Below are 24,042 nucleotides of genomic sequence, written 5' to 3'. Positions count from 1 at the left end.
GAGAATGCTATGAATCTGCAAGGTAAGGTGGCGCTGGTAACTGGCGCGAGCCGCGGGATCGGCCAGGCCATTGCCCTTGAGCTAGGTCGTCAGGGCGCAATCGTGATCGGCACTGCAACCACGTCGTCTGGTGCGGAGCGCATCGCCGAAACGCTGAAGAACAACGGCATCGAAGGTGCCGGTCTGGTGCTCGACGTCGGTAACGACGAATCCGTCAGCAGCACCCTGGAGCACATTCAGCAGCATCTCGGGCAGCCGGCGATCCTGGTCAACAATGCCGGGATCACACGCGATAACCTGATGCTGCGTATGAAAGATGATGAATGGTATGACGTCATCAATACCAATCTGAACAGTCTGTATCGCCTTTCCAAGGCCGTGCTGCGTGGCATGACCAAGGCGCGTTGGGGGCGGATCATCAATATCGGTTCGGTGGTTGGTGCCATGGGTAACGCCGGGCAGGTAAACTACGCCGCAGCCAAGGCCGGTCTGGAGGGTTTCAGCCGTGCATTGGCTCGTGAGGTCGGTTCGCGTGGTATCACGGTGAACTCCGTGGCGCCTGGTTTCATCGATACCGACATGACTCGCGAGTTGCCGGAAGCCCAGCGTGATGCGCTCCTGGGGCAGATTCCCCTGGGACGTCTCGGTCAGGCCGAAGAGATTGCCAAGGTCGTCGCGTTTCTTGCATCGGATGGTGCTGCCTATGTCACTGGTGCAACCGTGCCGGTGAACGGCGGCATGTACATGAGCTGAGTGTGACGCCAAACGCAGGAGGACAGTCAAACGGCTGTCTTTAAATTAGCTATAAAACTGCAGCTGGTTTATAGACAGATGGTTGAAGGGCAGGCCATGCTTGCCTGCTTCCAACTTGAAATGCGGAAAACGCTTTCTATACACTACCGCGCAGACCAGCTGCCTGATTTTTCCATAGGAGTGAAAACAAGGTATGAGCACCATCGAAGAACGCGTCAAGAAAATCGTTGCCGAGCAACTTGGCGTTAAAGAAGAGGAAGTAACCAACAGCGCTTCCTTCGTCGAAGACCTGGGTGCCGACTCTCTTGACACCGTTGAGCTGGTGATGGCTCTGGAAGAGGAATTCGAGACCGAGATCCCGGACGAGCAGGCTGAGAAGATCACCACCGTTCAGGAAGCCATCGATTACATCAACGCGCACGCGCAGTAAGTTGTAATCCGCTCGGAATCAGGAAAGCCGCACTGCCTTGATCGGGTAGTGCGGCTTTTCTTTGAGAGGGATTTTATCGAGGCTGCGGGCGCTTGCCTTGCGCTCGAACCGTTCCTGTCGCGGCAGGACTGAGCCAAGTACGTTTAGGTATAGGAGTAATCGCTGTGTCGCGTAGACGCGTCGTAGTCACCGGGATGGGCATGCTTTCGCCTCTGGGTAACGATGTGCCAAGCAGCTGGCAGGGTATTCTTGCTGGTCGCAGTGGCATCGGCCTGATCGAGCACATGGATCTTTCTGCCTACTCCACTCGTTTTGGCGGGTCGATCAAAGGTTTCGATGTCGAGCAGTATCTGCCCGCGAAGGAAGCTCGCAAGCTCGACCTCTTCATTCAATACGGCCTCGCTGCCAGCTTCCAGGCCGTGCGTGACTCGGGCCTGGAGATCACTGACGCCAATCGTGAGCGCATCGGCGTAGCGATGGGCTCCGGCATCGGCGGCCTGACCAATATCGAGAACAGCTGCAAGGCGCTGATCGAGCAAGGACCGCGGCGCATTTCGCCGTTCTTCGTGCCTGGCTCCATCATCAATATGGTGTCCGGTTTCCTGTCGATTCACCTGGGTTTGCAAGGCCCCAACTATGCGATCGCCACCGCCTGTACCACGGGCACCCATTGCATCGGCATGGCGGCACGCAACATTGCCTACGGTGAAGCCGACGTGATGGTTGCCGGTGGTTCCGAGATGGCTGCCTGCGGGCTCGGTATCGGTGGCTTCGCCGCGGCGCGTGCGTTGTCCACTCGCAACGATGACCCGGCCGCCGCGAGCCGTCCCTGGGACAAGGGGCGCGACGGATTTGTGCTGTCCGATGGTGCCGGTGCGCTGGTGCTCGAGGAGCTCGAGCATGCCAAGGCGCGTGGCGCCCGCATCTATGCCGAGTTGATCGGCTTCGGCATGAGCGCCGACGCGTTTCACATGACCTCGCCGCCCGATGACGGCGCCGGTGCTGCCCGTTGCATCCGCAATGCGCTGAACGACGCTCAGCTGAACGTCGAACAGGTGCAGTACATCAATGCCCACGGTACCTCGACGCCAGCCGGCGACAAGGCCGAGGCGGCGGCCATTCGCAGTGTGTTCGGTGACCACGCCTACGAGCTGTCGGTGAGCTCGACCAAATCGATGGTCGGTCACCTGCTCGGTGCAGCCGGTGCCGTGGAAGCGATCTTCAGCGTACTGGCCATTCAGGACCAGGTGGCGCCGCCGACCATCAACCTGGAGGAGCCGGACGAGGGCTGTGACCTGGACTTCGTGCCGAACCAGGCCAAGCCGCGGCCGATCGATGTGGTCGTCTCCAACTCGTTCGGGTTCGGCGGAACCAACGGTTCGCTGGTGTTCCGCCGGTTCGCCGAGTGACGTTGAGCTGGTTGAACGGGCAGCCCGCCGATGGACTGCCCGTTCACGATCGCGGACTGGCCTATGGCGACGGGTTGTTCGAAACGATCCGCGTGACGGGCGGCCGGGCGCGTCTGCTGGAGCGGCATGTCCAGCGCCTGGCCGAAGGCGCGCAGCGCCTCGCCATTCCCCTCGACATCGATGAGTTGCGCACTGAGCTGCTGCAGTTCTGCCAGGCGCTCGGCCAGGGCGTCGCCAAGCTGATCGTCACCCGTGGCACCGGCCAACGCGGCTATGCACTGCCACAGCCGTGTCGGCCGCAGCGTCTGCTGCTCGGCTCGCCGCTTCCGGCCTACCCAGCGCAGCATGCCGAATGCGGCATTCGGCTCTTCCCTTGTGACACACGGCTGGCCGAGCAACCGCGGCTTGCGGGGATCAAGCATCTGAATCGTCTCGAGCAAGTGCTGGCGCGTGCCGAGTGGCAGGATCCGGCTTTTGCCGAAGGGCTGATGCGGGATATGTCCGGGCGCGTGATCGAGGGCGTCTTCAGCAACCTGTTCCTGATTACCGAGGGCCACTTGCGAACGGCCTCGCTTTCTCGCTGTGGTGTCTCCGGCGTAATGCGCGCCGAGATCATGGCGCGTGCCGCCGGCCTTGCGCTGCCAGTCAACGAGTGCGATATCAGCTACTCGGAACTGCTGCAGGCCGATGAGGTTTTTGTCTGCAATAGCCTCTACGGCATCTGGCCGGTAACAGGTTTGGCCGAGCGCGTCTGGTCGGTCGGTCCGCTGACCCGTAAACTGCAGACCGTTGTTGCCGACCTGTTGAGTGATTCGTGATCCGTAAACTTCTTGCCTTGCTGCTGACGCTGTTCGTGTTGGCAGCGATTGCGCTCGGGCTGTTCGCCTGGAAACAGCATGCTGCGCTGGAACAGCCCTTGGCTGTCACCGATGAGGCTCTTCTGCTCGAGGTGAGGCCCGGCGATACGCCCAGCGGTGTGTTTCAACGGCTGGAAGCGGAGGGCGTGCTGGATGACGCATTCTGGCTGCGCCTCTACTGGCGCCTGAACCTGTCCGGGCAGAGCTTGCACAGCGGTGAGTATCGTCTCGCGCCGGGCATGACCGCGCGGGACATGATCGGGCTCTGGCAGCGGGGCGAAGTCGTGCAGTACAGCCTGACCCTGGTTGAAGGATGGAACTTCCGCCAGCTGCGCAGCGCGTTGCAGAACCAGACCAAGCTGGAACAGACGCTGGATGGCCTGTCCGATGCTGACATCATGGCGAAGCTCGGTGCGCCGGAGCTGCATCCGGAAGGGCGCTTCTTTCCCGATACCTACCGATTTACCCGCGGAACGTCCGACCTGGACCTGCTGCGCCGTGCCTTCACGCGCCTTGAGCAGGTGCTCGAGGAAGAATGGCAGCAACGTGCGCAAGGGTTGCCATACAAGGATGCCTATCAGGCCCTGATCATGGCCTCGATCATCGAGAAGGAAACGGGAGTGCCGGAGGAGCGGGGCGAGATCTCCGGCGTCTTCGTCCGTCGACTGGAGCGTGGCATGCTTCTGCAGACAGACCCGACGGTGATCTATGGAATGGGTGAAGCCTACAAGGGACGTATCACCCGCACCGACCTGCGCACGCCAACCCCATACAACACCTATACCAACGCAGGGCTGCCGCCGACGCCGATCGCCATGGTCGGACGCGAGGCGATTCGCGCCGCGCTGAACCCGGTCGACGGCTCCAGCCTGTATTTCGTCGCCCGGGGCGATGGCAGCCACGTCTTCAGCGACACCCTCGAGCAACATAACCGTGCGGTGCGCGAGTATCAGCTCAAGCGCCGCGCCGACTACCGCTCCAGTCCGCCGCCCCGGCAGGCCCCGGTCAATAGCGAGAACGCTCAATGAAAGGACTCTTCGTCACCCTCGAAGGCCCCGAAGGCGCTGGCAAGAGTACCAATCGCGAGTACCTCGCCGAACGCCTGCGGGCACGGGGGCTGGATGTGGTGCTGACCCGAGAGCCCGGGGGCACGCCACTGGCCGAGCGCATTCGTGAACTGTTGCTGACGCCGGCGGACGAGCCGATGGCAGTGGATACCGAGCTGTTGCTGGTGTTCGCCGCGCGTGCGCAACACTTGGCGCAGGTCATCCGTCCTGCGCTGGCACGAGGGGCGGTGGTGTTGTGCGATCGCTTCACTGATGCCACCTATGCCTATCAGGGTGGCGGTCGCGGGCTGTCGCTCGAGCGGATCGCTCAGCTGGAGACCTTCGTGCAGGGCGATCTGCGCCCTGATCTGACGCTGATCTTCGATCTTCCGGTGGACGTGGGGTTGGCCCGAGCCGCTGCGCGAGGACGTCTGGATCGTTTCGAGCAGGAAGGCATGCGCTTCTTCGAAGCGGTGCGCAGCGCCTATCTTCAGCGCGCGGAAGCGGCACCTTCGCGCTATCGGGTGATCGATGCGGGCCAAGCGCTCAATGCGGTTCAGTGCGATGTCGAGGCGCTGATCCCTGAGCTGTTGGTGCGTCTCGATGACTGACGTGCTTCCCTGGCAGGTCGATCTCTGGCGGCAGCTGGCGGGGCGCGCGCAGCATGCGCATGCCTACCTGCTGCATGGGCCCGCCGGCATCGGCAAACGGCTGCTGGCTGAGCAGCTGATGGCGCTGCTGCTCTGCCAGCGTCCGGTCGAGGCCCGCGCCTGCGGCGAATGCAAGGCCTGCCAGCTGCTTGCCGCACAGACCCATCCGGATCACTACGTCCTCGAGCCCGAGGAAGTCGACAAGGCCATCCGGGTCGATCAGGTCCGCGATCTGGTCGGTTTCGTTACCCAGACGGCGCAGCTGGGTGGGCGCAAGGTGATCCTCCTGGAGCCCGCCGAGGCAATGAACCTGAATGCGGCCAATGCTTTGCTGAAAAGCCTGGAGGAACCGTCCGGTGACACGGTGCTGCTGTTGATCAGTCATCAGCCCAGCCGTCTGCTGCCGACGATCAAGAGCCGCTGCGTCCAACAGGCCTGCCCGTTGCCAGGCCGCCAGCAAAGCCTCGACTGGCTCGCCGCGCGCCTACCCGAGCTTGGCCCGGAGCTTCGCGAACAGTTGCTGACGCTCGCCGCCGGGTCGCCGCTGGCGGTGCTGAAGTTGCACGAGCAGAAGGTGCTGGAGTTGCGCGCCCAGGTGGTCGACGGGGTGAAGAAACTGCTCAAGCAACAGCGATCGGCCAGTCAGCTCGCCGAGGGCTGGAACGCGTTACCACTGATCCTGCTCTTCGACTGGTTCTGCGAATGGGCGCATCTGATCCTGCGTTACCAGATGGCCGGCGATGAAGCCGAGCTGGGCGCTGCCGATATGCAGAAGGTGCTGCAGTATCTCGCGCAGAAATCCTCGCAGCAAAAAGTGATCGCCCTGCAGGACTGGTTGCTCGAGCATCGGCAGAAAGTGCTGGGCAAAGCCAACCTCAACCGTGTGTTGCTTCTCGAAGCGCTGCTGGTGCAGTGGGCAACGCTGCCCGGCGCGGGCTAGAATCGACCGGAACTTTCGTTAGGAACACCGCATGAGCCTGCCAGCAAATCTTGGTCCGCGTAACGGCATCCTGTCCCTGACCATCAAGGACAAGTCGGTGCTCTATGCCGCGTTCATGCCCTTCATCAAGAATGGTGGGTTGTTCATTCCGACCAACAAGAGCTACAAGCTCGGCGACGAAGTGTTCATGCTGCTGAACCTGATGGACGAGCCGGAGAAGATTCCGGTGGCTGGCAAGGTGGTCTGGATCACCCCCAAGGGCGCCCAGGGCAGTCGTGCCGCAGGCATCGGCGTGCAGTTCAACGAGGGTGACAACACCGCGCGCAACAAGATCGAAACCTATCTGGCCGGCGCGCTGAAGTCCGATCGTCCTACCCATACCATGTGAGGGTCGGCGTCCCGGTGCCGTACGTCAGGCGTCGTTGTACCGCCTACCTTTTCTGATTCCCCGCCATTTGCTCTACAATCGCCCCCTTTCCGCGATAGCAAGTTGCGCCCTCCATGCTGGTAGATTCCCACTGTCACCTTGACCGACTCGACCTGACCGCCCATGACGGGTCGCTCGATGCAGCGCTCGATGCTGCCCGAGCGCGAGGGGTCGGACACTTCCTGTGCATCGGGGTCAGCGCCGACAACGCGTCGGCGGTCAAATCGCTGACCGAGCGTTACGCCGATGTCGACTGTTCCATCGGTGTACACCCGCTCGATCTGGAGCCGACCAGTCAGCCGGCATTGGACTGGCTGCTGGGCGAGCTGCAGCATCCGCATGCCGTTGCCATCGGCGAGACAGGGCTGGACTACCACTACGAGCCCGAGGCGGCCGAACTCCAGCAGCAGTCGTTCCGCCTGCATCTGGAGGCCGCCCGACTGACCGGCAAGCCGGTCATCGTGCACACCCGCGAGGCACGCGCAGACACCCTGGCGCTGCTGCGTGAAGCCAGCTTGCCCCAGGCCGGGGTGCTGCATTGCTTCACTGAGGATTGGGAGATGGCCAGGGCCGCTCTGGACCTTGGTTTCTACATCTCGCTTTCGGGCATCGTCACCTTCCGTAATGCCGACGCGCTGCGTGACGTCGCCCGGCAGGTCCCTGCCGATCGCCTGCTGGTGGAGACCGATTCGCCCTATCTCGCACCGATTCCCCACCGTGGCAAGGCCAATCTGCCGCAGTACGTGCGCGAGGTGGCCGAGTTCCTGGCGCAGCTGCGGGGTGTTTCCTTCGAACAGCTGGCGGAGCAGACCACCGCCAACTTCAGGTCGCTTTTTCCGCTTGCCCGGGTTCGCGGCTGAAAGGTCGCGGTTTCCGTGCTTGCAACCTGCCTGATCTGCCGCGCGCTGCGCACTTCGTACTTTATCCGCAAGGTGGCGTAATGACCGCTGAGACGCTGCACACCGGGCCGTTGCAACGAGGCCTGAAAAACCGCCATATCCAGCTGATTGCCCTCGGCGGGGCGATCGGCACCGGCTTGTTCCTGGGTTCCGCCGGGGTGCTGAAGAGCGCCGGCCCGTCCATGATCCTGGGCTACGCCATCGGCGGCTTCATCGCCTTTCTGATCATGCGTCAGCTGGGGGAAATGATCGTCGAAGAACCGGTAGCCGGTTCCTTCAGTCATTTCGCGCACAAGTACTGGGGAGGCTACGCAGGCTTTCTGTCCGGCTGGAATTACTGGGTGCTTTATGTGCTCGTGGGCATGGCAGAGCTGACCGCGGTGGGCAAGTACGTGCAGTTCTGGTGGCCGGACGTGCCCACCTGGGCGACTGCCGCGGCGTTCTTCGTACTGATCAATCTAATCAACCTGAGCAACGTGAAGGCGTTTGGTGAAACCGAGTTCTGGTTCGCCATCATCAAGGTCGCCGCCATCATCGGCATGATCCTGCTCGGATTGTTCCTGCTGGTGAGCGGGCAGGGCGGCGAGCAAGCGAGCATCAGCAATCTCTGGAGCCACGGCGGGTTCTTTCCCAACGGTTTCAGCGGCATGGTGCTGGCACTGGCGATCATCATGTTTTCTTTCGGCGGTCTGGAGCTGGTCGGCATCACGGCGGCAGAGGCGGCCGATCCAAAGACGGTGATACCGAAGGCGATCAATCAGGTCGTCTACCGCATCCTGATCTTCTATATCGGTGCTCTGACCGTGCTGCTGGCGCTCTATCCGTGGGATGCGCTGCTGCAGACGTTGGGGGCGGCGGGTGATCCCTACAGTGGCAGTCCCTTCGTCCAGATCTTCTCGCTGATCGGCAGCGATACGGCCGCGCATCTGCTCAATTTCGTGGTGCTCACCGCCGCGCTGTCGGTCTACAACAGTGGCGTGTATTGCAACAGCCGCATGCTCTACGGCCTGGCCGAACAGGGCGATGCGCCGCGCAGTCTGATGAAGATCAACGCTCGTGGTGTGCCGGTGCTCGCCATCGGCGTCTCGGCTGTGGTGACGCTGCTCTGCGTGCTGGTGAACTATCTGCTGCCACGGGGCGCGCTAGAGTTGTTGATGTCGCTGGTGGTTGCCGCGCTGGTGATCAACTGGGCGATGATCAGCCTGGCCCATCTGAAATTCCGACGGGCAATGCAGCGACAGGGTGTGGTACCGAGCTTCAAGGCGTTCTGGTTCCCGCTCAGCAATTACCTGTGCCTGGCCTTCGTCAGCGGTATCCTGGTGATCATGCTGTGGATTCCCGGCATTCGTCTGTCGGTGTTCGCCATTCCGTTCTGGGTCGGCTTCCTCTGGCTGTGTTTCCGGTTGCGGGCGCGCGTCGGTGCTGCGTCGACTTGAGCGGCTCACGAGCGCGCAAAAAAAACCCGGATTCCTGAGAAACCGGGCCAAGACCATTAGGAGTATGAAATCGCAATCCAGGCGACCTCATCTGGCCAGGCAGTGGGGGGATTGCCTAGCCAGTGACTCAAGTATTAACGCTGCATTAGCGGTCTGCTGGCGGATTTCCGCGCTTTTTAAACGCATTTGGAATACATGTCTCTCTGGCTGATCGCCGTCAGTGACTTGCCAGCTCATGCAGAAGCGCCAGGGTTTCATCGATGACGCGCTGCGGCGTGTAGAAATGCGGAGAGAAGCGAATGCCGCCGCCACGCAAGGCGCAGACGACTTGCGCCGCCTTCAACCGCTCGAAGAGTGCTGCATTGTCCCAGCCATGCAGGCGGAAGGTGAGGATGCCGGCCCGACGCTCGGCTGTTGTCGGCGACAGGATGTCGACTCCGCCCAGATCGCCTAATCCCCGAGACAGCCATTCGACGCGTTCGTCGAGGGCTGCGGCGACCTGCTCCATGCCCACTTCCTCCAGCAGGGAAAGACTGGCCTCGAGCGCCATCGCCCCGAGCAGGTTGGGACTGCCGCATTCGAAGCGTCGTGCGCTGCGGGCCGGTTCCCAGTCCGTGCGATCGTAATCGCCGGCGTGTTCCAGCATGTGCCAGCCGTACTCGTGCAGCTTCAGCTGATCGCGCAGGTCGCTCCGGCAATAGAAGACGCCGAGGCCCTCGGGGCCGAGCATCCACTTGTGGCCGTCGGCCATGGCGAAAGCGCAGCGATTCTGCTGGACATCGAAGGGCAGGGCGCCAAGCTGCTGGATCGCATCAATGCACAGCAGCACACCGCGCTGCTCGCAGCCTTCGCCCAGACGTGCAAGATCCAGGCGCAGGCCGCTGGCGTACTGCACCGCGCTGATCGCCATCAGTCGTACCCGCGGCCCGCAGGCCGCCAGCAGGTCGCCTTCCGGATCGACACCCTTAAGGCTGACCTGAACGACCTCCACGCCGAATGGCTGCAGCGCCTCCCAGACGACACGGTTGGATGGAAATTCTTCATCGCTGATGACGATGCGATCACCGCTTTTCCAGTCCAGGCCAAAGGCGACAAACGACAGTGCTTCGGACGTGTTCTTGACCAGTGCCACGTCGGCGCTGCTCGGTGCGTTGAGCAGGCGCGTAAGGCGCTGGCGCAGGCTGCGCTCGACCGTAAGCCATTGTGGATAGTCACGTGCGCCGAGGGTGGCGTTCTGCTCGGCAAAGGCAGTGACGGCACTGGCGGCTCGCCGAGGCCAGGGCGCGACGGCAGCATGGTTGAGATATCGCAAACCGACTATTTGCGGAAATTCGTCATTTATGTGAATCATCGCTGGATGCCCCGTGCATTTGATGACCGGTTAGGCATAATGACCGCCTCGATTTCTCATCTAAGCAGCCTCCTATGCAGAATGAACCCCGTAAGGTCCGCGAATTTCGTCGCCGCGAACAGGAAATCCTCGATACCGCGTTGCAGCTCTTTCTCGACCAGGGAGAGGATAGTGTCACGGTCGAGATGATTGCCGATGCGGTGGGCATCGGCAAAGGCACCATCTACAAGCACTTCAAGTCCAAGGCCGAAATCTACCTGCGGCTGATGCTCGACTACGAGCGCGACCTGAATCAGCTGCTGCATTCCCCGGATCTTGATCGCGACAAGGAAGCGCTTTCGCGCGCCTATTTCGAGTTCCGCATGCGCGACCCGCAGCGTTACCGTCTGTTCGACCGCCTCGAGGAGAAAGTGGTCAAGGGCAACCAGGTCCCGGAGATGGTCGAGCAGCTGCACAGCATCCGCGCATCCAACTTCGAACACCTGACCCAGCTGATCAAGGGCCGTATCGCCGAGGGCAAGCTCGAAGACGTGCCACCGTATTTCCATTACTGCGCCGCCTGGGCTCTGGTGCACGGCGCGGTCGCGCTGTATCACTCGCCGTTCTGGAGCAATGTGCTGGAGGATCAGGACGGATTCTTCCAGTTCCTGATGGATATCGGTGTGCGCATGGGCAACAAGCGCAAGCGTGATTGAGGTCGGTGCAGGCGAAGCACAATGAGCATGAGCGAGTTTCCCGTCCGCTATATCGAGCCGGTATTCCGGCCGCCGAGCGAAGCGCATTCATTAATCCTGCCGGTGACCAACGGCTGCTCGTGGAACGCCTGCACGTTCTGCGAGATGTACACCGCGCCGCAGAAGAAATTCCGCGCCCGCGATGAGGTGGAAGTGCTCGAAGAGATTCGCCGCTGCGGCGAGCAACTGATCGTTCAGCGGGTGTTTCTGGCCGATGGCGATGCGCTGGTGCTGCCGACTCGCAGGCTGCTGAAGATCCTGGAGCAGATTCGCCAGTGCCTGCCGGAGGTGCAGCGCGTGTCCAGCTACTGCCTGCCACGCAATCTGCGCAAGAAGTCGGTCCAGGAGCTGCGTGAGCTGGCGGACGCCGGGCTTGGCATGGCCTACGTTGGCGCTGAGTCCGGTGACGACGAGGTGCTGGCGCGGGTCAACAAGGGCGAAACCTACGAGTCGACCCTGAGCGCGCTGGACAAGCTTGGCCAGGCGGGAATCACCCGTTCGGTGATGATCCTCAATGGCCTTGGCGGGCGGGCGCTGAGCCGGCAGCATGCGCGCAATTCGGCACGCCTGATGAACGCAGCGCAGCCCGAGTTTCTTTCCACGCTGGTGGTCAGTTTCCCGCAGGGTGATGGGCGTTTTCGCCAGGGATATGAAGACTTCGAGCCGCTACCGCTTTCCGACCTGCTTGTTGAGCTGGAATGGCTGCTGGGTGATCTTCAGTTGCGTGACACGGTGTTCCGCAGCGACCACGCCTCCAACTATCTGGTGCTCAAAGGCACGCTGGGAGCCGACAAGCCGCGCCTGATGCGCCAGCTGCGCGAGGCGATCGACGATCCCCGTGCCGCGCCTTTGCGCCAGGAGTGGCAGCGCGGGCTGTGAGCGGCAGACGAACTGGTACCAGCACCATCGGCCGGCCGATCTGGCGTGGATGCTGCATTGCCGGTGCGATTGCCGGTTTTCCGACACCGGCCTCTGGAGGGTGAAATCCATGCGTTTTCTATTAGGCGTGCCAGGTTTGCTGGCATTGCTTGCCCTGGCTGGCTGCATGAAAGTCAGCGACATGGCCGAGGGCACCCGCTACCACCTGAGGGATGCCGGTATTCTCGATCACAGCGAGACACGCCGGGCCAGTTCATGGCGTCTGCAGCCGGATTCCTTCATCTATATCGCGCAGGGCCATTTCGTACCCCCGGGTGATGTCTATCCGCGGCCGAATGTCGTGGCGGAGGAAGCCTTCAACGGCTTCGTCGAATACTTCCCGCTGGTGCGCCGCGCTCGCGAGCCGGCCGGGCTGGAGGAAGCCATGACGCAGGCCTCTGCGGTCGGCGCCCATTACCTTCTGTATCTGCGCTACGCAGCGGCGGACGATCGCATCGGCAGCTTCGACGAGCTGAACGAGCAGCGCGCACTGGATCGGCTTGGCGTGGATTCCGGCGTGGTGCAACTGATGCTGATCGAAACCGGCACGCACTATCTGGTCGATACCGCGCGCATTCGCAGCCGTGGCGGGCTGCTCGGCATTTACGATGCCAGACCCGAGCATCTCCTGCGGCCGCCTTTGCAGGACTATGCTCGTCGGTTACTGGGTCTGTCACGCTGAGGGATGTGGCAGTATCGAAGCCGACATAGCTGCGAAGCGAGGAGAACGGGATGAACGAGACAGGCAAGGCGGGAGACCTGCTGGCCCAGCTCTCGGCGGGCGAGAAGAAGGGGCTGCCGCCGGTGCATTTGTGGAACCCGCCGTTCTGCGGCGACCTCGACATGCGTATCGCACGAGACGGTACCTGGTTTTACCAGGGCACGCCCATCGGGCGTCCGGCGATGGTTCGTCTGTTCTCCACAGTGATTCGACGCGATGGCGATGATTACTTCCTGGTTACGCCGGTGGAAAAGGTCGGTATCCAGGTCGAAGATGCGCCCTTCGTCGCGGTGCGGCTGGACGTGAGCGGGGAGGGCGAAGCGCAGCTGCTGCGTTTCGTCACCAATGTTGACGATGTGGTGGAGGCCGGTCAGGAGCATCCGCTGCGCGTCAGCCTCGACCCGCAGACTCAGGAACCATCGCCGTACATTCACGTGCGCGCCAATCTCGAGGCGCTCGTTCATCGCAACGTGTTCTATCAGCTGGTGGATCTGGCCGTGCCGGGTGATGTGGACGGTGAGAGCTGGCTCGGCGTGTGGAGTGGCGGTCTGTTCTTTCCCATAGGACGTACCGAGTAGCGTCGCGGTATACCGGTTTCAACGGCATAAAAAAGGCTCCCGAGGGAGCCTTTTTCGTTGCTTACATGTTGGGGTAGTTCGGCCCACCGGTACCTTCCGGCGCGACCCAGGTGATGTTCTGGGCCGGGTCCTTGATGTCGCAGGTCTTGCAGTGCACGCAGTTCTGCGCGTTGATCTGGAAGCGCTTGCTGCCATCGTCGTTGCTGACCACTTCGTAGACGCCTGCCGGGCAGTAGCGCTGAGCCGGCTCGTCGTACAGCGGCAGGTTCTTGTCGATCGGGATGCTTGGGTCGGTCAGCTTGAGGTGAACCGGCTGGTCTTCCTCATGGTTGGTGTTCGAGAGGAACACCGAGCTGAGCTTGTCGAAGCTCAGTTTGCCGTCCGGCTTCGGATACTCGATCTTCTTCGACTCGGCGGCCGGCTTGAGGCACGCGTAGTCCGGCTTTGTGTCGTGCAGCGTGAAGGGAATCTTGCCGCCGAAGATGTTCTGGTCGATGAAGTTGAACGCGCCACCCTTGATTGCGCCCCATTTGTGAATGGCAGCGCCGAAGTTGCGGCTCTTGTACAGCTCGTCGTACAGCCAGCTGTTCTTGAAGCCTTCTTCGTAGGCGCTCAGCTCGTCACCACCTTCGCGACCGGCCAGCAGCGCGTCCGCCGCAGCTTCGGCGGCCAGCATGCCGGACTTCATCGCGGTGTGGCTGCCCTTGATCTTGGCGAAGTTCAGGGTACCGGCGTCGCAGCCGATCAGTGCGCCGCCGTTGAAGACCATCTTCGGCAGGCAGTTCAGGCCACCTTTGGCGATGGCGCGGGCGCCGTAAGAAACGCGTTTGCCGCCCTCCAGGTACTGCTTGATCACCGGGTGGTGCTTGTAGCGCTGGAACTCGTCGAACGGCGACAGGTGCGGGTTGCTGTAGGACAGATCGACGATCAGGCCGACCACGACCTGATTGTTCTCCAGGTGATAGAGGAACGAGCCGCCAGTGTTCTCGTCGTTCAGCGGCCAGCCCGCGGTGTGCACGACCAGACCTTGCTCGTGCTTGGCGGGGTCGATGTCCCACAGTTCCTTGATGCCAATGGCATAGTGCTGCGGGTCGACATTGGCGTTGAGCTGGAAGCGGTTGATCAGCTGCTTGCCGATATGTCCGCGGCAGCCTTCGGCGAACAGCGTGTACTTGGCACGCAGCTCCATGCCTGGGGTGTACATGCCTTCTTTCGGGTTGCCTTCGCGATCGACGCCCAGGTCACCGGTGACGATACCGCGCACGATGCCGTTTTCGTCGATCAGCGCTTCCTGGGCGGCGAAGCCCGGGTAGATCTCGACACCCAGGTTCTCGGCCTGCTGGGCCAGCCAGCGGCACAGGTTGCCCAGGGAGATGATGTAATTGCCTTCGTTGTGCATGGTCTTGGGGACCAGCGCATTGGGCAGCTTGCTGGCCGCTTCGGCGGTCTTCAGCAGATAGATGTCGTCACGCTTGACCGGCGTGTTGAGCGGGGCGCCGAGTTCTTTCCAGTCGGGGAACAGTTCGTTCAGCGCGCGAGGTTCGAAGACCGCGCCGGACAGGATATGGGCACCTACTTCGGAGCCTTTCTCGACGACGCATACACTGATTTCCTGACCAGCGTCGGCGGCTTTTTGCTTCAGGCGGCAGGCTGCGGATAGGCCTGCAGGGCCGGCGCCGACGATGACAACGTCGAATTCCATGTATTCGCGTTCCATTAGGCTTTCTCCTACTCAGGGCTTGGTTGTTATATAAGTGGTGGAGGGCTGTGATCGGCCCCTGACCGAGCCGGGCCGGCGCATTATATATAGACGCTCGAATCGGTCCAATACAAACGTTTGTTTGAATTTTCTGGAAGCCTGTTAGAATCGGCCGAACCGCGAGGTTATGACGGGTCATATGCGTTGTTGACCCCGTCTGCGGCCTGCGGTCAAGATACGGACGGTTTGCACTCGCCGAACACGGCAGCGGCTATCGAAACCCCAAGCCACGAGCAAGGCTCGGTTCGCCTCGGCGGAATTCTATTCACCGGAGAGTAACGAGGAATCCATGAAGGTTCTTGTAGCTGTCAAACGAGTGGTCGATTACAACGTCAAGGTTCGCGTCAAGGCGGACAACTCCGGCGTTGACCTCGCCAACGTCAAGATGTCGATGAACCCCTTCTGCGAGATCGCCGTGGAAGAAGCGGTTCGCCTGAAAGAGAAGGGCGTGGCGAGCGAAATCGTTGTCGTCTCCATCGGTCCGACCGCTGCCCAGGAGCAGCTGCGCACCGCACTGGCGCTGGGCGCCGACCGTGCCGTGCTGGTCGAGTCCAATGACGAACTGAACTCCCTGGCGGTTGCCAAGCTGCTCAAGGCCGTGGTCGACAAGGAGCAGCCGCAACTGGTGATCCTCGGCAAGCAGGCAATCGACAGCGACAACAACCAGACCGGCCAGATGCTCGGCGCGCTGACCGGCTACGCCCAGGGCACCTTCGCCTCCAAGGTAGAAGTGGCTGGCGACAAGGTCAACGTCACCCGCGAAATCGACGGCGGCCTGCAGACCGTCGCGCTGAACCTGCCGGCGATCGTCACCACCGACCTGCGTCTGAACGAGCCGCGCTACGCGTCGCTGCCGAACATCATGAAGGCCAAGAAGAAGCCGCTGGAAGTGCTGACCCCGGATGCGCTGGGCGTCGTCACCACGTCCACCGTGAAGACCCTGAAAGTCGAAGCACCGGCTGCTCGCAGCGCCGGCATCAAGGTCAAGTCCGTGGCTGAACTGGTCGAGAAACTGAAGAACGAGGCGAAGGTAATCTAAATGACTATCCTGGTTATCGCTGAACACAACAATGCCGTCCTCGCGGCCGCTACCTTGAACACCGTCGCCGCCGCCAAGGCCATCGGTGGCGACATCCACGTGCTGGTAGCCGGCAGTGGCTGCGGTGCCATCGGCGAAGCAGCCGCACAGATCGAAGGCGTAGCCAAGGTACTGGTCGCCGACGATGCGGCTTACACCAACCAGCTGCCCGAGAACGTCGCGCCGCTGATCGCTGATCTGGCCAAGAACTACAGCCATGTACTGGCCGCTGCCACCACCAACGGCAAGAATTTCCTGCCGCGCGTTGCCGCACAACTGGACGTCGACCAGATCTCCGAGATCATCTCGGTGGAAAGCCCGGACACCTTCAAGCGCCCGATCTACGCTGGTAACGCCATCGCCACCGTGCAATCCAGCGCGCCGATCAAGGTGATCACCGTGCGTTCGACCGGTTTCGATGCCGTGAACGCCACCGGTGGCTCGGCTGCGGTTGAGCAGATCTCCGGTACTGGCGATGCGGGCAAGTCCGCGTTCGTAGGCGAAGAGCTGGCCAAGTCCGACCGTCCCGAACTGACCGCAGCCAAGATCGTCGTTTCCGGCGGCCGCGGCATGCAGAACGGTGACAACTTCAAGCATCTGTACTCGCTGGCCGACAAGCTCGGCGCCGCGGTCGGTGCATCCCGCGCCGCCGTCGATGCCGGCTTCGTGCCGAACGACATGCAGGTCGGCCAGACCGGCAAGATCGTCGCACCGCAGCTGTACATCGCCGTCGGTATCTCCGGTGCCATCCAGCACCTGGCCGGCATGAAGGACTCCAAGGTGATCGTCGCGATCAACAAGGACGAGGAAGCCCCGATCTTCCAGGTTGCCGACTATGGCCTGGTTGGCGATCTGTTCGAGATCATTCCGGAGCTGGAACGGCTCGTCTGAAGCTGATCGCTGTCGAAAGAACCCGCTCATGTAGCGGGTTTTTTCATGGGCGGTCAGCGGGTTCGTCGGTGTACCATCGGCGCAACCGTTTCGCACCCGCTCAACCGCACTAAGAGGATTTTCATGCGTTTCGCCTTTGCGTTGAAATCGGCCTTGATCGCGTTGACCCTGGCGACGCCGCTCACGGCAACGGCCGCGGGAAAATGTGATCGCCTGGTGGCAACCGGTGCCGCGGACAACCCTCCGTTTCTCTGGCGCGATCCGCAGAACCCCAAACGGCTGATCGGTGCCAATGCCGATCTGCTCGGGCAGATTGCCGATTCCCTCGGACTGAAGCTGGATCTGCTCTACACGGGCGATCGAGCGAAGGCGCTCGACGAGGTACGCAGCGGTCGGGTCGATGTGCTGGCCGATGCGACTCTCAATGTGCAGCGCCTGGAAGAGCTGGATTTCGTGCACCCGGCGATCATCCAGCTGCAGACCGTCGCCTGGGTACGCAACGAGCCGGGCTTCTTCTATGCCAGCCGCGAGGACCTGAAGGGGCACGGCGGGCTGACCGTTGGCGCCGGACGTTTCGGCAGCGAGTTCGATGCCTTCGCCAAGAGCAGCCTGCAGTTGCAGCAGGTCAACAGCCTCGACCAGGGCTTGCAGAGACTGGTCGCCGGCGGCAGTGATTACCTGTTGCACGAGCGCTACAGCACGGTTGCCGCGGCGGATGCGTCGGGCATGCTGGACAAGATTCAGCGGCTTGATCCGCCAGTGGTCGGGCGTGACATGCACCTGGCCATCTCGCACGATTCGGCCTGCAACGATCCCTGGCTGCGCGGACAACTGGCGCGGAAAATGACAGAATTGCGTGCCGCGGGTGTGCCGGAACAGCTGGTGGCGCACAACCTGACCGTCTGGAAAAACCAGCAGGCGGAGCGGCCAAAGGCTTCGAAAAAGTAGGATTCAGCGTGTTGAAACGTCTCTTCCCCAGCGCATCACTGGCCTTCTTCATGCTGGCCGGATGTGCCAGCGATCCCGCACCGACCGCTCAGCTGCAGCTGAGCGAGCAGGCCGTGGCGCAGGCCCGCTCCATGGAGGCCTCCAGGGCCCATGAGGAACTGGCACTGGCCGAAAGCAAGCTGAGCGCTGCGCGTGCAGCGCTGCAAGCCGGTGACAATCGTCAGGCCCGCATGCTGGCCGAGCAGGCGGAGCTGGATGCCCGCCTGGCGGAGGCGCGTGTGCTGAAGGATCAGCGCCAGGCACAGATCGACGATCTGAATCGACGCATCCAGCGTCTACGCCAGCAGTTGGGAGAGGTCCGGTGAACATGCGTTTCTTCCTCGTCATGGCCGCGCTGGCACTGACCGGCTGCTCGAGCCAGGACACTGAGCATGAGCTCGCCCAGGCGTCGGCCGCGCTGGAGCGCATTCAGGCTGACGGCATGGTTCAGCGCGGTGCGCCGAAGGACCTGCAGCGAGCGCTGGAGACCCTGCAGCGCGCCGAACGCTTCAATGACTACTGGGGGGGAGCCGAAGACGCTCGCCATTACGCTTACCTGAGCCGACGCTACAGCGAAATCGCCGCGCGGCAGGGCGAACTGTTGCAGCATCAGGAGCAGGTGGCGCGTCTGGAGATGGAGCGCGACCGACTGCGGCGCATGCTGCAGGATGCCCAGCTGATGACCGCTGAACAGCAGGGGCGCTGGCTGGAAGACCAGATGATGAGCCTGGCCGCCAGCGAGACCGACCGAGGTCTGGTGATGACCCTGGGGGACGTGCTTTTCCACCCTGACAGCGCCGAGCTTGGTAACTCGGCCAACCGAACCTTGCTCAAGCTGGTGCACTTTCTTCAGCTCAATCCGCAGCGCAAGGTGCGCATCGAAGGCTACAGCGACAGCCGTGGCGATCCGCAAGCCAATCTCGAACTATCGCGCGCGCGGGCGCAAACGGTGGCCGACCTGCTCATCAGCCTGGGCATCGAAACCGAGCGCGTCGAGGTGCGCGGCTACGGCGAGCGCTTTCCGATCGCCGAGAACGCCTCTGCACGCGGGCGCGCGCAGAATCGGCGCGTGGAAATACTGTTTTCCGATGCGGCGGGCAATCTCGGCCCGGACCGCTAGCGCCCCGTCTGGATAGACTGTTTCGCCCACATGCTGCGTAACTGTATTGGTCCGCAGGTGGTCCGCTGAGCTACTGTTACGGTTCAGTTGGCGGGAGACCGGCGAGATGACCAATCTGTTGCTCTATCAACGCATTGCCCAGCAGCTCGCCGAGGACATCCGGCGCGGAGTGTATCGGCCTGGCGAACGTGTACCTTCGGTGCGCAAGATGAGCCGGCAGCTGAGCGTCAGTCACGCGACGGTGCTGCAGGCCTACGCCAACCTGGAGGATCAGGGCATGATCCGGGCGCGTCCGCAGTCCGGCTTCTATGTCCACCAGACGCCGGTCCTCACCGCGCCGACACCCGATATCGCGCGGGTCGAGCGGCCCACGCTGGTCACGCGCAGCAGCATCATCAACCAAGTGCTCAGCGAGTCCCGTCGCGAAGGGCTGATTCCGCTGGGCGCCGCCGTGCCGCATGTGGATTATCTGCCGGTCAGGGCTTTGCACCAGCAACTTGCCAAGGTCACGCGCTTCCAGAGCCCGCGGGCGTTCAGCTACATGTTCAGTCCCGGCTACGAGCCGTTGCGTCGTCAGGTGGCGATCCGCATGCGCGACGCCGGCGTGGTGGTCGATCCCGGCGAGATTGTCATCACCCATGGTTGCGTCGATGCACTGCAAATGTCGCTGCGGGTATTGACCCGGCCCGGTGATCTGATCGCCGCCGAATCGCCAACCTATTACGGCCTGCTGCAACTGGCGGACCTGCTGGGACTCAAGGTCATCGAAATTCCCAGCGATCCGGATACTGGCATGAGTCTCGAGGCGCTGCAGCTGGCAGCCGGGCAATGGCCGATCAAGGCGCTGGTGCTCACGGCGCGGCTGAGCAACCCGCTGGGTGTGAGCATGCCCGACCACCGGCAGAAGCAATTGCTGAACCTCGCGGCCCGGTTCGACATCCAGATCGTAGAGGACGATATCTACGGTGAGCTGATGTTCGAGCAGGACCAGTACAAGGCGCTGAAGTCCAACGACCGGGACGGGCGGGTCATCTATTGCTCGAGTTTTTCCAAGACCCTGTCACCCGGAGTGCGTATCGGCTGGGTCATCGCCGGACGCCATCAACCGGAGATCGAGCGCCTGCAGACCTTCAGTACCCACTCGGCCTGCAGCGTGACGCAGATGGCGGTGGCCGCGTACCTGGAGAATGGTGGCTATGATCGACACCTGCGGGCCATCCGCCAGGAGTACCGCAAGAACCTCAGCGCTTTCCAGCTGGCGGTGCAGCGCTATTTCCCGGAAGGCACGCAGATGACGCGGCCCAAGGGCAACTTCATTCTCTGGGTCAGTCTGCCGGTGAGGGTCAATACTCAGGAACTGCACGTGAGGGCGCTGGAGCAGGGTATCAGCATCGCGCCGGGTCTGATCTTTAGCAACACCGAGCAGTTCAATCACTGCATACGGCTCAACTGTGGCCTGCCGTGGAATCATGAAACCGAGCGGGCGCTGCGTACGCTCGGGCAACTGGCGTCGGAGCTGTGCCGGGACGCACAATAGACGCTCCTGAGTCGTTCGCCGTGAGGAAAGATGCCGATGCCGAGGCCGCCCCTGTTGTTGCTGTTGTTGGCCTTGCTCGGTGGATGCGAGCGCGAGGAGCAACCTCGGGATGCCGAACGGGAAACGCCACAATCGCAGCAACCGGCAGCGGAGCCCGTTGACGAGGCACAGGCGCCGCCTGATCTGGATATCGAGGTGGCGCCGGTGGAGCAGGCAGCGGAAACCGAGCCACCGCCTGTGCAGATCAGCATTCCGGAGCCCGAACCTCAGCCCGCGGCTCGACCGCGCCCCGCGCCAGCCAAGCAGCCGGAGAAGCCGGCCGAAGTCGAGCTCGTCGAGCCGGTGCTCGACCTACGCCTGCCGGAAGAGCTGGCCGAAGAGTTGATGCCTGCGCCAAGCAGCGAATCCATCCGCCTGCTGCCGCCGCTTTTCGACGCGGCGAAACCGTCACGCTCGATGCAGATCGGCGGTCGCCTGATCTCGGGCGAAGACGATGACGAATCGCTGATCGAAGGTGCGGAAATCCAGTTCGAATTCAAGCGCTGATGCTGCTCCATCGGCGCGCCTAGCTCTGGCGCTCCGCTGCATGCAACATCGTCCATAGGTCCTGCGCAGGCAGCGGATGGCTCATGTGGAAACCTTGCACCTCCGTGCAGCCATCGTCGGTCAGCAGGCGCAGCTGTTCTTCGGTTTCCACGCCCTCGGCCGTCACCCGCATCCGCAGGCCACGGCCCAGCTCGATCAGGGCGCGGACGATGGAGTGATCTTCGATGGACTGGCCGATGCCGGCGACAAAGCTGTTGTCGATCTTGATCACGTCGAAGGGGTAGTGCCGCAAGGTGGTCAGGGACGAATAGCCGGTGCCGAAGTCGTCCACCGCGAGGCGAACACCCAGCGCCTTGATGCGCTTGAGCAACTCCAGGGTGTTCTGGGTTTCGCGCAGCAGTGCGCTCTCGGTCACCTCCAGTTCCAAGCGGTCGCCGGCAAGGCCGTTGTCCGCCAGTGCCTGGGTGATCTCTTCCAGCAGCCGATCATCATGCAGCTGAAGCGGTGAGAGATTGACCGATACCACCGTGTCGCCCGGCCAGCGCGCCGCCTGCTGGCAGGCCTGACGCAACACCCAGCGGCCGAGCGGGATGATCAGCCCGGTTTCCTCGGCCAGCGGGATGAACTGCTCGGGCAACAGCATGCCGCGTTGCGGATGATCCCAGCGCACCAGTGCCTCAGCGCCAATGATGTGCAGCCCCTGGCTCTGGTAACGCGGCTGGTAATGCACCTCGAGCTGCTGCTCGGTGATCGCCACGCGCAGTTCCTCTTCGCGGCGCAGCCTTTCATGCAGGCGCTGATCCATCTCCCGGCCGTAGGCGCGCCAGGTGCCTCTGCCGGCGTCCTTGGCCTGGTAAAGCGCGATGTCGGCACAGCGCAACAGTTCATTGGCCTGGTTGGCGTCGGTCGGTGCCAGCGCCACGCCGATGCTGGCGCCGATGCTGATCTGCTGATCCTCGTAGATGAACGGAGCGCTCAGCGCATCGATGATTCGGTTGCACAGCCGATCGATATCGTTGTCTTCGCCCATGCGATGGAGCACGACGACGAACTCGTCGCCGCCCAGGCGCGCCACCAGGTCGCCATCGCGGGTGCGCTCGCGCAGACGTGACGCGACCCCGATCAGCACCTCGTCGCCGGCCGCATGGCCAAGGGTGTCGTTCACCGGTTTGAAGCGGTCGAGGTCGATATACAGCAGCGTCAGGGTCGAGCCGCTACGCAGCGAGGCCAGGTTCTGCTCGAGGTAGTCACGCAGGCGGCTGCGGTTGGGCAGCCCGGTCAGTGCGTCATGCTGCGACAGGTATTGAACCCGCGCCTGTGCCCGGGTCTCCTCGGTCACGTCGCTGGCGGTGCCGCGGTAGCCGAGCAGCTTGCCGTCGTGCTGGATGGTGCGCGCAGCCAGCCGGCAATAGCGCTCGCAGCCATCGGCGGCGCGGTAGCTGCTGCGCAGCGGTGCGCTGTGGGGCGCCTCGAGCCAATTTTGCAGCGCCGCGCTGTCGGTGATCAGCAGCTCCAGCAGCGGGCGGCCCAGCCACTGTGCCGGTTCGTGGCCGGTGATCTGCCGGAAACGGTTGGAAAGGAAGGTCAGGCGGGCTTGTTCGTCGGTCTCCCAGATCCAGTCGGAGGCCGCTTCCGCCACATCGCGGAAGCGCTCCTCGCTCTCGGCCAGCGCTGAGCGGCTGGAGGCGAGTCGTGCGTAACTGACGTCTAGCAGGTGCATCACGCGCAGCGCATGGCGCACCAGCAGCCAGGCCAGCAGCCCAAGGCCGAGTGCCACGGCGGCGAGAACGGGCAGGGTGACCAGAAGCAACAGGCGCCCCGGCTGTGGCGCCGTCCAGGTGAAGTGGACGGCTGTTCCATCCTCCAGCGCCTGGCTGATGATCGGCCCGGTCTGGTCCGACGGCTCGACGAGCAATCGCAACTGCTCCACAGCGTACTGCCCGCCGATAGCTTCCAACCGCGCCGTGTCGAGCACATCGACGAAGACGAGCGTGGATGGTGGTCCTTCGTGCTCTTCGATATCTGCCCCACCCGTGGCCAGCGACGCAGCCGCGACCACCGCGGGTTGCCCGTCGACCCAGAGCAGGGCCGAGGCGCCGGCGTCATTCTCAGCCGCAGCACGGGCCCGCGTCAGCAGCTCGGGCAAGCCGTGCTGCAGATACTGGAACGCATCCACCGACTGCAGCTTGCCCTGGATGACGGCGTACGGGGTTTCGCCCGTCGGGGTGATCACCAGTACCGCCTCGTAGTCGAAATCCTTGTACAGCGAAGGGCCAAGATTGGCCTGCGTGAATGCCCAGTTCACATCGACCTGCTGATTGAGGTGCACGTACGCGTCGCCCCAGAAGGCGTAGTCGACGATGGAGCGGTTCATCCATTCGTGCTGTGCCTGCAGCGCCTTGCCAGCGAGAAAACGGCTCTGTTGCAGGGCGTCCTGGTCGATCTTGCGGGCGATATGAACGACCGCGAAAGCGGCCGCGACGATTGCCGCCACCAGCAGCGCGACCATGCCGGGGAGAATGCGACGGGCAAAGATCGCCTTGGCCTTCGGGTTGGTCGGGCCGTCAACGGGGAGGGGAGATTGCATTAAGAAAGTCCTGCCAGAACTGCATGATCGCGGCAAACGGGCATAGTGCCACTATTGAGTGCGGCGGGCATCTGTAAACGTCTGCCGGTACCTGCGCCCGGCATCGGCCGGCGCTCAGCGGTCGCGCGACTCCTGTGCGTCGGCCTCGGCATTGCGCTGGGCAATACGCTTCTTCTGCTCGTCGGTGAGCGGAATTTTCCGGGCCGTGGAGCGCAACATCAACAGACTGCCGACGATCGAGCCGAGCGCGACGACCAGAATCAGCCAGAAATACCAGGGCATGGGTTCCTCCAGACAGGCGAGCGGTTTACGCACTTTACTTGGGTGCGCCCGAGCGGTCACCGTTTTGCTGATCATGCCTGTTTGGACCCTGCGCCGAGGCTTTCGT

At 62.7% G+C, this 24,042-nt stretch carries 25 protein-coding genes; 21 read left to right on the top strand and 4 right to left on the bottom strand.

Annotated elements, in window-relative coordinates; genetic code table 11:
* The first annotated feature begins 9 nt into the window (after positions 1-9).
* From fabG to ACVRRC_RS11135, 10 genes are all read left to right on the top strand, one after another.
* Positions 10-753, top strand: coding sequence for a 3-oxoacyl-ACP reductase FabG (gene fabG / locus ACVRRC_RS11180; protein ID WP_011913731.1), 744 nt, complete (start codon positions 10-12; stop codon positions 751-753).
* Positions 754-946: 193 nt separating this feature from the next.
* Entirely contained in the window at positions 947-1,183 is a 237-nt protein-coding gene (gene acpP / locus ACVRRC_RS11175) for an acyl carrier protein (protein ID WP_003283670.1), read from the top strand.
* A 164-nt stretch (positions 1,184-1,347) separates the two neighbouring features.
* Complete coding sequence (gene fabF / locus ACVRRC_RS11170) at positions 1,348-2,592, top strand: beta-ketoacyl-ACP synthase II (RefSeq protein ID WP_011913730.1); 1,245 nt, start codon at positions 1,348-1,350, stop codon at positions 2,590-2,592.
* A gap of 2 nt (positions 2,593-2,594) precedes the next feature.
* The gene (gene pabC / locus ACVRRC_RS11165) at positions 2,595-3,410 is read left to right on the top strand and encodes an aminodeoxychorismate lyase (RefSeq protein ID WP_020307169.1); all 816 of its coding nucleotides are present in this window, start codon (positions 2,595-2,597) and stop codon (positions 3,408-3,410) included.
* Complete coding sequence (gene mltG, locus ACVRRC_RS11160; protein WP_011913728.1) at positions 3,407-4,477, top strand: endolytic transglycosylase MltG; 1,071 nt, start codon at positions 3,407-3,409, stop codon at positions 4,475-4,477. The genes pabC and mltG overlap by 4 nt, the downstream gene beginning before the upstream one ends.
* Positions 4,474-5,106, top strand: coding sequence for a dTMP kinase (gene tmk, locus ACVRRC_RS11155; protein WP_011913727.1), 633 nt, complete (start codon positions 4,474-4,476; stop codon positions 5,104-5,106). Before mltG ends, tmk begins: the two co-directional genes overlap by 4 nt.
* Positions 5,099-6,085 carry a DNA polymerase III subunit delta' gene (locus tag ACVRRC_RS11150; RefSeq protein WP_472997018.1) on the top strand — a complete coding sequence of 329 codons (987 nt, stop codon included), beginning with the start codon at positions 5,099-5,101 and terminating at the stop codon, positions 6,083-6,085. Before tmk ends, ACVRRC_RS11150 begins: the two co-directional genes overlap by 8 nt.
* Before the next feature lie 31 nt (positions 6,086-6,116).
* Positions 6,117-6,473, top strand: a complete 357-nt coding sequence (locus tag ACVRRC_RS11145) for a PilZ domain-containing protein (protein ID WP_011913725.1) — start codon at positions 6,117-6,119, stop codon at positions 6,471-6,473.
* 113 nt (positions 6,474-6,586) lie between these two features.
* Positions 6,587-7,372: a TatD family hydrolase gene (locus ACVRRC_RS11140; protein ID WP_053527987.1), complete on the top strand. Its 786-nt coding sequence runs from the start codon at positions 6,587-6,589 to the stop codon at positions 7,370-7,372.
* Between the two features lie 80 nt (positions 7,373-7,452).
* Positions 7,453-8,847, top strand: coding sequence for an amino acid permease (locus ACVRRC_RS11135; RefSeq protein WP_014597092.1), 1,395 nt, complete (start codon positions 7,453-7,455; stop codon positions 8,845-8,847).
* Positions 8,848-9,064: 217 nt separating this feature from the next.
* Here ACVRRC_RS11135 and ACVRRC_RS11130 read toward each other — a convergent pair whose 3' ends face one another.
* The gene (locus tag ACVRRC_RS11130; protein WP_192475882.1) at positions 9,065-10,198 is read right to left on the bottom strand and encodes an aminotransferase class V-fold PLP-dependent enzyme; all 1,134 of its coding nucleotides are present in this window, start codon (positions 10,196-10,198) and stop codon (positions 9,065-9,067) included.
* A gap of 74 nt (positions 10,199-10,272) precedes the next feature.
* Between ACVRRC_RS11130 and ACVRRC_RS11125 the strand changes: the two genes are divergently transcribed.
* From ACVRRC_RS11125 to ACVRRC_RS11110, 4 genes are all read left to right on the top strand, one after another.
* A complete protein-coding gene (locus ACVRRC_RS11125; protein WP_011913721.1) occupies positions 10,273-10,893 on the top strand; it encodes a TetR/AcrR family transcriptional regulator in 621 nt (206 codons plus the stop codon).
* A gap of 21 nt (positions 10,894-10,914) precedes the next feature.
* Positions 10,915-11,811 carry a radical SAM protein gene (locus tag ACVRRC_RS11120; RefSeq protein ID WP_045157634.1) on the top strand — a complete coding sequence of 299 codons (897 nt, stop codon included), beginning with the start codon at positions 10,915-10,917 and terminating at the stop codon, positions 11,809-11,811.
* A 109-nt stretch (positions 11,812-11,920) separates the two neighbouring features.
* Positions 11,921-12,532: a DUF4823 domain-containing protein gene (locus ACVRRC_RS11115; protein WP_014597078.1), complete on the top strand. Its 612-nt coding sequence runs from the start codon at positions 11,921-11,923 to the stop codon at positions 12,530-12,532.
* A 50-nt stretch (positions 12,533-12,582) separates the two neighbouring features.
* Positions 12,583-13,149: a DUF1285 domain-containing protein gene (locus ACVRRC_RS11110; RefSeq protein ID WP_048329511.1), complete on the top strand. Its 567-nt coding sequence runs from the start codon at positions 12,583-12,585 to the stop codon at positions 13,147-13,149.
* A gap of 61 nt (positions 13,150-13,210) precedes the next feature.
* Here the strand turns inward: ACVRRC_RS11110 and ACVRRC_RS11105 are convergent, their stop codons facing one another.
* Positions 13,211-14,866, bottom strand: coding sequence for an electron transfer flavoprotein-ubiquinone oxidoreductase (locus tag ACVRRC_RS11105; RefSeq protein ID WP_011913717.1), 1,656 nt, complete (start codon positions 14,864-14,866; stop codon positions 13,211-13,213).
* A gap of 331 nt (positions 14,867-15,197) precedes the next feature.
* Between ACVRRC_RS11105 and ACVRRC_RS11100 the strand changes: the two genes are divergently transcribed.
* The 7 genes from ACVRRC_RS11100 (at position 15,198) to ACVRRC_RS11070 (ending at position 21,067) form a co-directional block, all read left to right on the top strand.
* Positions 15,198-15,947 (top strand): electron transfer flavoprotein subunit beta/FixA family protein, encoded by a 750-nt coding sequence (locus tag ACVRRC_RS11100; RefSeq protein WP_019405816.1) that lies wholly within the window; start codon positions 15,198-15,200, stop codon positions 15,945-15,947.
* Positions 15,948-16,877 (top strand): electron transfer flavoprotein subunit alpha/FixB family protein, encoded by a 930-nt coding sequence (locus ACVRRC_RS11095; RefSeq protein ID WP_011913714.1) that lies wholly within the window; start codon positions 15,948-15,950, stop codon positions 16,875-16,877.
* 123 nt (positions 16,878-17,000) lie between these two features.
* The gene (locus ACVRRC_RS11090) at positions 17,001-17,825 is read left to right on the top strand and encodes a substrate-binding periplasmic protein (RefSeq protein ID WP_320892910.1); all 825 of its coding nucleotides are present in this window, start codon (positions 17,001-17,003) and stop codon (positions 17,823-17,825) included.
* An 11-nt stretch (positions 17,826-17,836) separates the two neighbouring features.
* The gene (locus ACVRRC_RS11085) at positions 17,837-18,190 is read left to right on the top strand and encodes a DUF4398 domain-containing protein (RefSeq protein WP_019405818.1); all 354 of its coding nucleotides are present in this window, start codon (positions 17,837-17,839) and stop codon (positions 18,188-18,190) included.
* The gene (locus ACVRRC_RS11080; RefSeq protein ID WP_045632486.1) at positions 18,187-18,984 is read left to right on the top strand and encodes an OmpA family protein; all 798 of its coding nucleotides are present in this window, start codon (positions 18,187-18,189) and stop codon (positions 18,982-18,984) included. Before ACVRRC_RS11085 ends, ACVRRC_RS11080 begins: the two co-directional genes overlap by 4 nt.
* 106 nt (positions 18,985-19,090) lie before the next feature.
* On the top strand, positions 19,091-20,521 hold the full coding sequence (locus tag ACVRRC_RS11075) for an aminotransferase-like domain-containing protein (protein WP_011913710.1): 1,431 nt from the start codon (positions 19,091-19,093) through the stop codon (positions 20,519-20,521).
* A 36-nt stretch (positions 20,522-20,557) separates the two neighbouring features.
* Positions 20,558-21,067, top strand: coding sequence for a hypothetical protein (locus tag ACVRRC_RS11070; RefSeq protein WP_019405819.1), 510 nt, complete (start codon positions 20,558-20,560; stop codon positions 21,065-21,067).
* A 19-nt stretch (positions 21,068-21,086) separates the two neighbouring features.
* Here ACVRRC_RS11070 and ACVRRC_RS11065 read toward each other — a convergent pair whose 3' ends face one another.
* Both ACVRRC_RS11065 and ACVRRC_RS11060 read right to left on the bottom strand, forming a co-directional pair.
* Positions 21,087-23,654: a bifunctional diguanylate cyclase/phosphodiesterase gene (locus tag ACVRRC_RS11065; RefSeq protein ID WP_125872092.1), complete on the bottom strand. Its 2,568-nt coding sequence runs from the start codon at positions 23,652-23,654 to the stop codon at positions 21,087-21,089.
* A gap of 114 nt (positions 23,655-23,768) precedes the next feature.
* Positions 23,769-23,936, bottom strand: a complete 168-nt coding sequence (locus tag ACVRRC_RS11060) for a DUF2897 family protein (RefSeq protein WP_011913707.1) — start codon at positions 23,934-23,936, stop codon at positions 23,769-23,771.
* Positions 23,937-24,042 lie beyond the last annotated feature (106 nt).

The sequence above is a fragment of the Stutzerimonas sp. LR2 genome (assembly GCF_055755175.1).
This window is presented reverse-complemented; position numbering and strand designations above follow the sequence as displayed.

Excerpts from the sequence above, each read along its gene's own strand:
- fabG (WP_011913731.1), top strand. The coding sequence starts at position 10 with ATGAATCTGCAAGGTAAGGTGGCGCTGGTAACTGGCGCGAGCCGCGGG.
- acpP (WP_003283670.1), top strand. The coding sequence starts at position 947 with ATGAGCACCATCGAAGAACGCGTCAAGAAAATCGTTGCCGAGCAACTT.
- tmk (WP_011913727.1), top strand. The coding sequence starts at position 4,474 with ATGAAAGGACTCTTCGTCACCCTCGAAGGCCCCGAAGGCGCTGGCAAG.
- ACVRRC_RS11150 (WP_472997018.1), top strand. The coding sequence starts at position 5,099 with ATGACTGACGTGCTTCCCTGGCAGGTCGATCTCTGGCGGCAGCTGGCG.
- ACVRRC_RS11145 (WP_011913725.1), top strand. The coding sequence starts at position 6,117 with ATGAGCCTGCCAGCAAATCTTGGTCCGCGTAACGGCATCCTGTCCCTG.
- ACVRRC_RS11140 (WP_053527987.1), top strand. The coding sequence starts at position 6,587 with ATGCTGGTAGATTCCCACTGTCACCTTGACCGACTCGACCTGACCGCC.
- ACVRRC_RS11135 (WP_014597092.1), top strand. The coding sequence starts at position 7,453 with ATGACCGCTGAGACGCTGCACACCGGGCCGTTGCAACGAGGCCTGAAA.
- ACVRRC_RS11130 (WP_192475882.1), bottom strand. The coding sequence starts at position 10,198 with ATGATTCACATAAATGACGAATTTCCGCAAATAGTCGGTTTGCGATAT.
- ACVRRC_RS11125 (WP_011913721.1), top strand. The coding sequence starts at position 10,273 with ATGCAGAATGAACCCCGTAAGGTCCGCGAATTTCGTCGCCGCGAACAG.
- ACVRRC_RS11120 (WP_045157634.1), top strand. The coding sequence starts at position 10,915 with ATGAGCATGAGCGAGTTTCCCGTCCGCTATATCGAGCCGGTATTCCGG.
- ACVRRC_RS11115 (WP_014597078.1), top strand. The coding sequence starts at position 11,921 with ATGCGTTTTCTATTAGGCGTGCCAGGTTTGCTGGCATTGCTTGCCCTG.
- ACVRRC_RS11110 (WP_048329511.1), top strand. The coding sequence starts at position 12,583 with ATGAACGAGACAGGCAAGGCGGGAGACCTGCTGGCCCAGCTCTCGGCG.
- ACVRRC_RS11105 (WP_011913717.1), bottom strand. The coding sequence starts at position 14,866 with ATGGAACGCGAATACATGGAATTCGACGTTGTCATCGTCGGCGCCGGC.
- ACVRRC_RS11100 (WP_019405816.1), top strand. The coding sequence starts at position 15,198 with ATGAAGGTTCTTGTAGCTGTCAAACGAGTGGTCGATTACAACGTCAAG.
- ACVRRC_RS11095 (WP_011913714.1), top strand. The coding sequence starts at position 15,948 with ATGACTATCCTGGTTATCGCTGAACACAACAATGCCGTCCTCGCGGCC.
- ACVRRC_RS11090 (WP_320892910.1), top strand. The coding sequence starts at position 17,001 with ATGCGTTTCGCCTTTGCGTTGAAATCGGCCTTGATCGCGTTGACCCTG.
- ACVRRC_RS11075 (WP_011913710.1), top strand. The coding sequence starts at position 19,091 with ATGACCAATCTGTTGCTCTATCAACGCATTGCCCAGCAGCTCGCCGAG.
- ACVRRC_RS11070 (WP_019405819.1), top strand. The coding sequence starts at position 20,558 with ATGCCGAGGCCGCCCCTGTTGTTGCTGTTGTTGGCCTTGCTCGGTGGA.
- ACVRRC_RS11065 (WP_125872092.1), bottom strand. The coding sequence starts at position 23,654 with ATGCAATCTCCCCTCCCCGTTGACGGCCCGACCAACCCGAAGGCCAAG.
- ACVRRC_RS11060 (WP_011913707.1), bottom strand. The coding sequence starts at position 23,936 with ATGCCCTGGTATTTCTGGCTGATTCTGGTCGTCGCGCTCGGCTCGATC.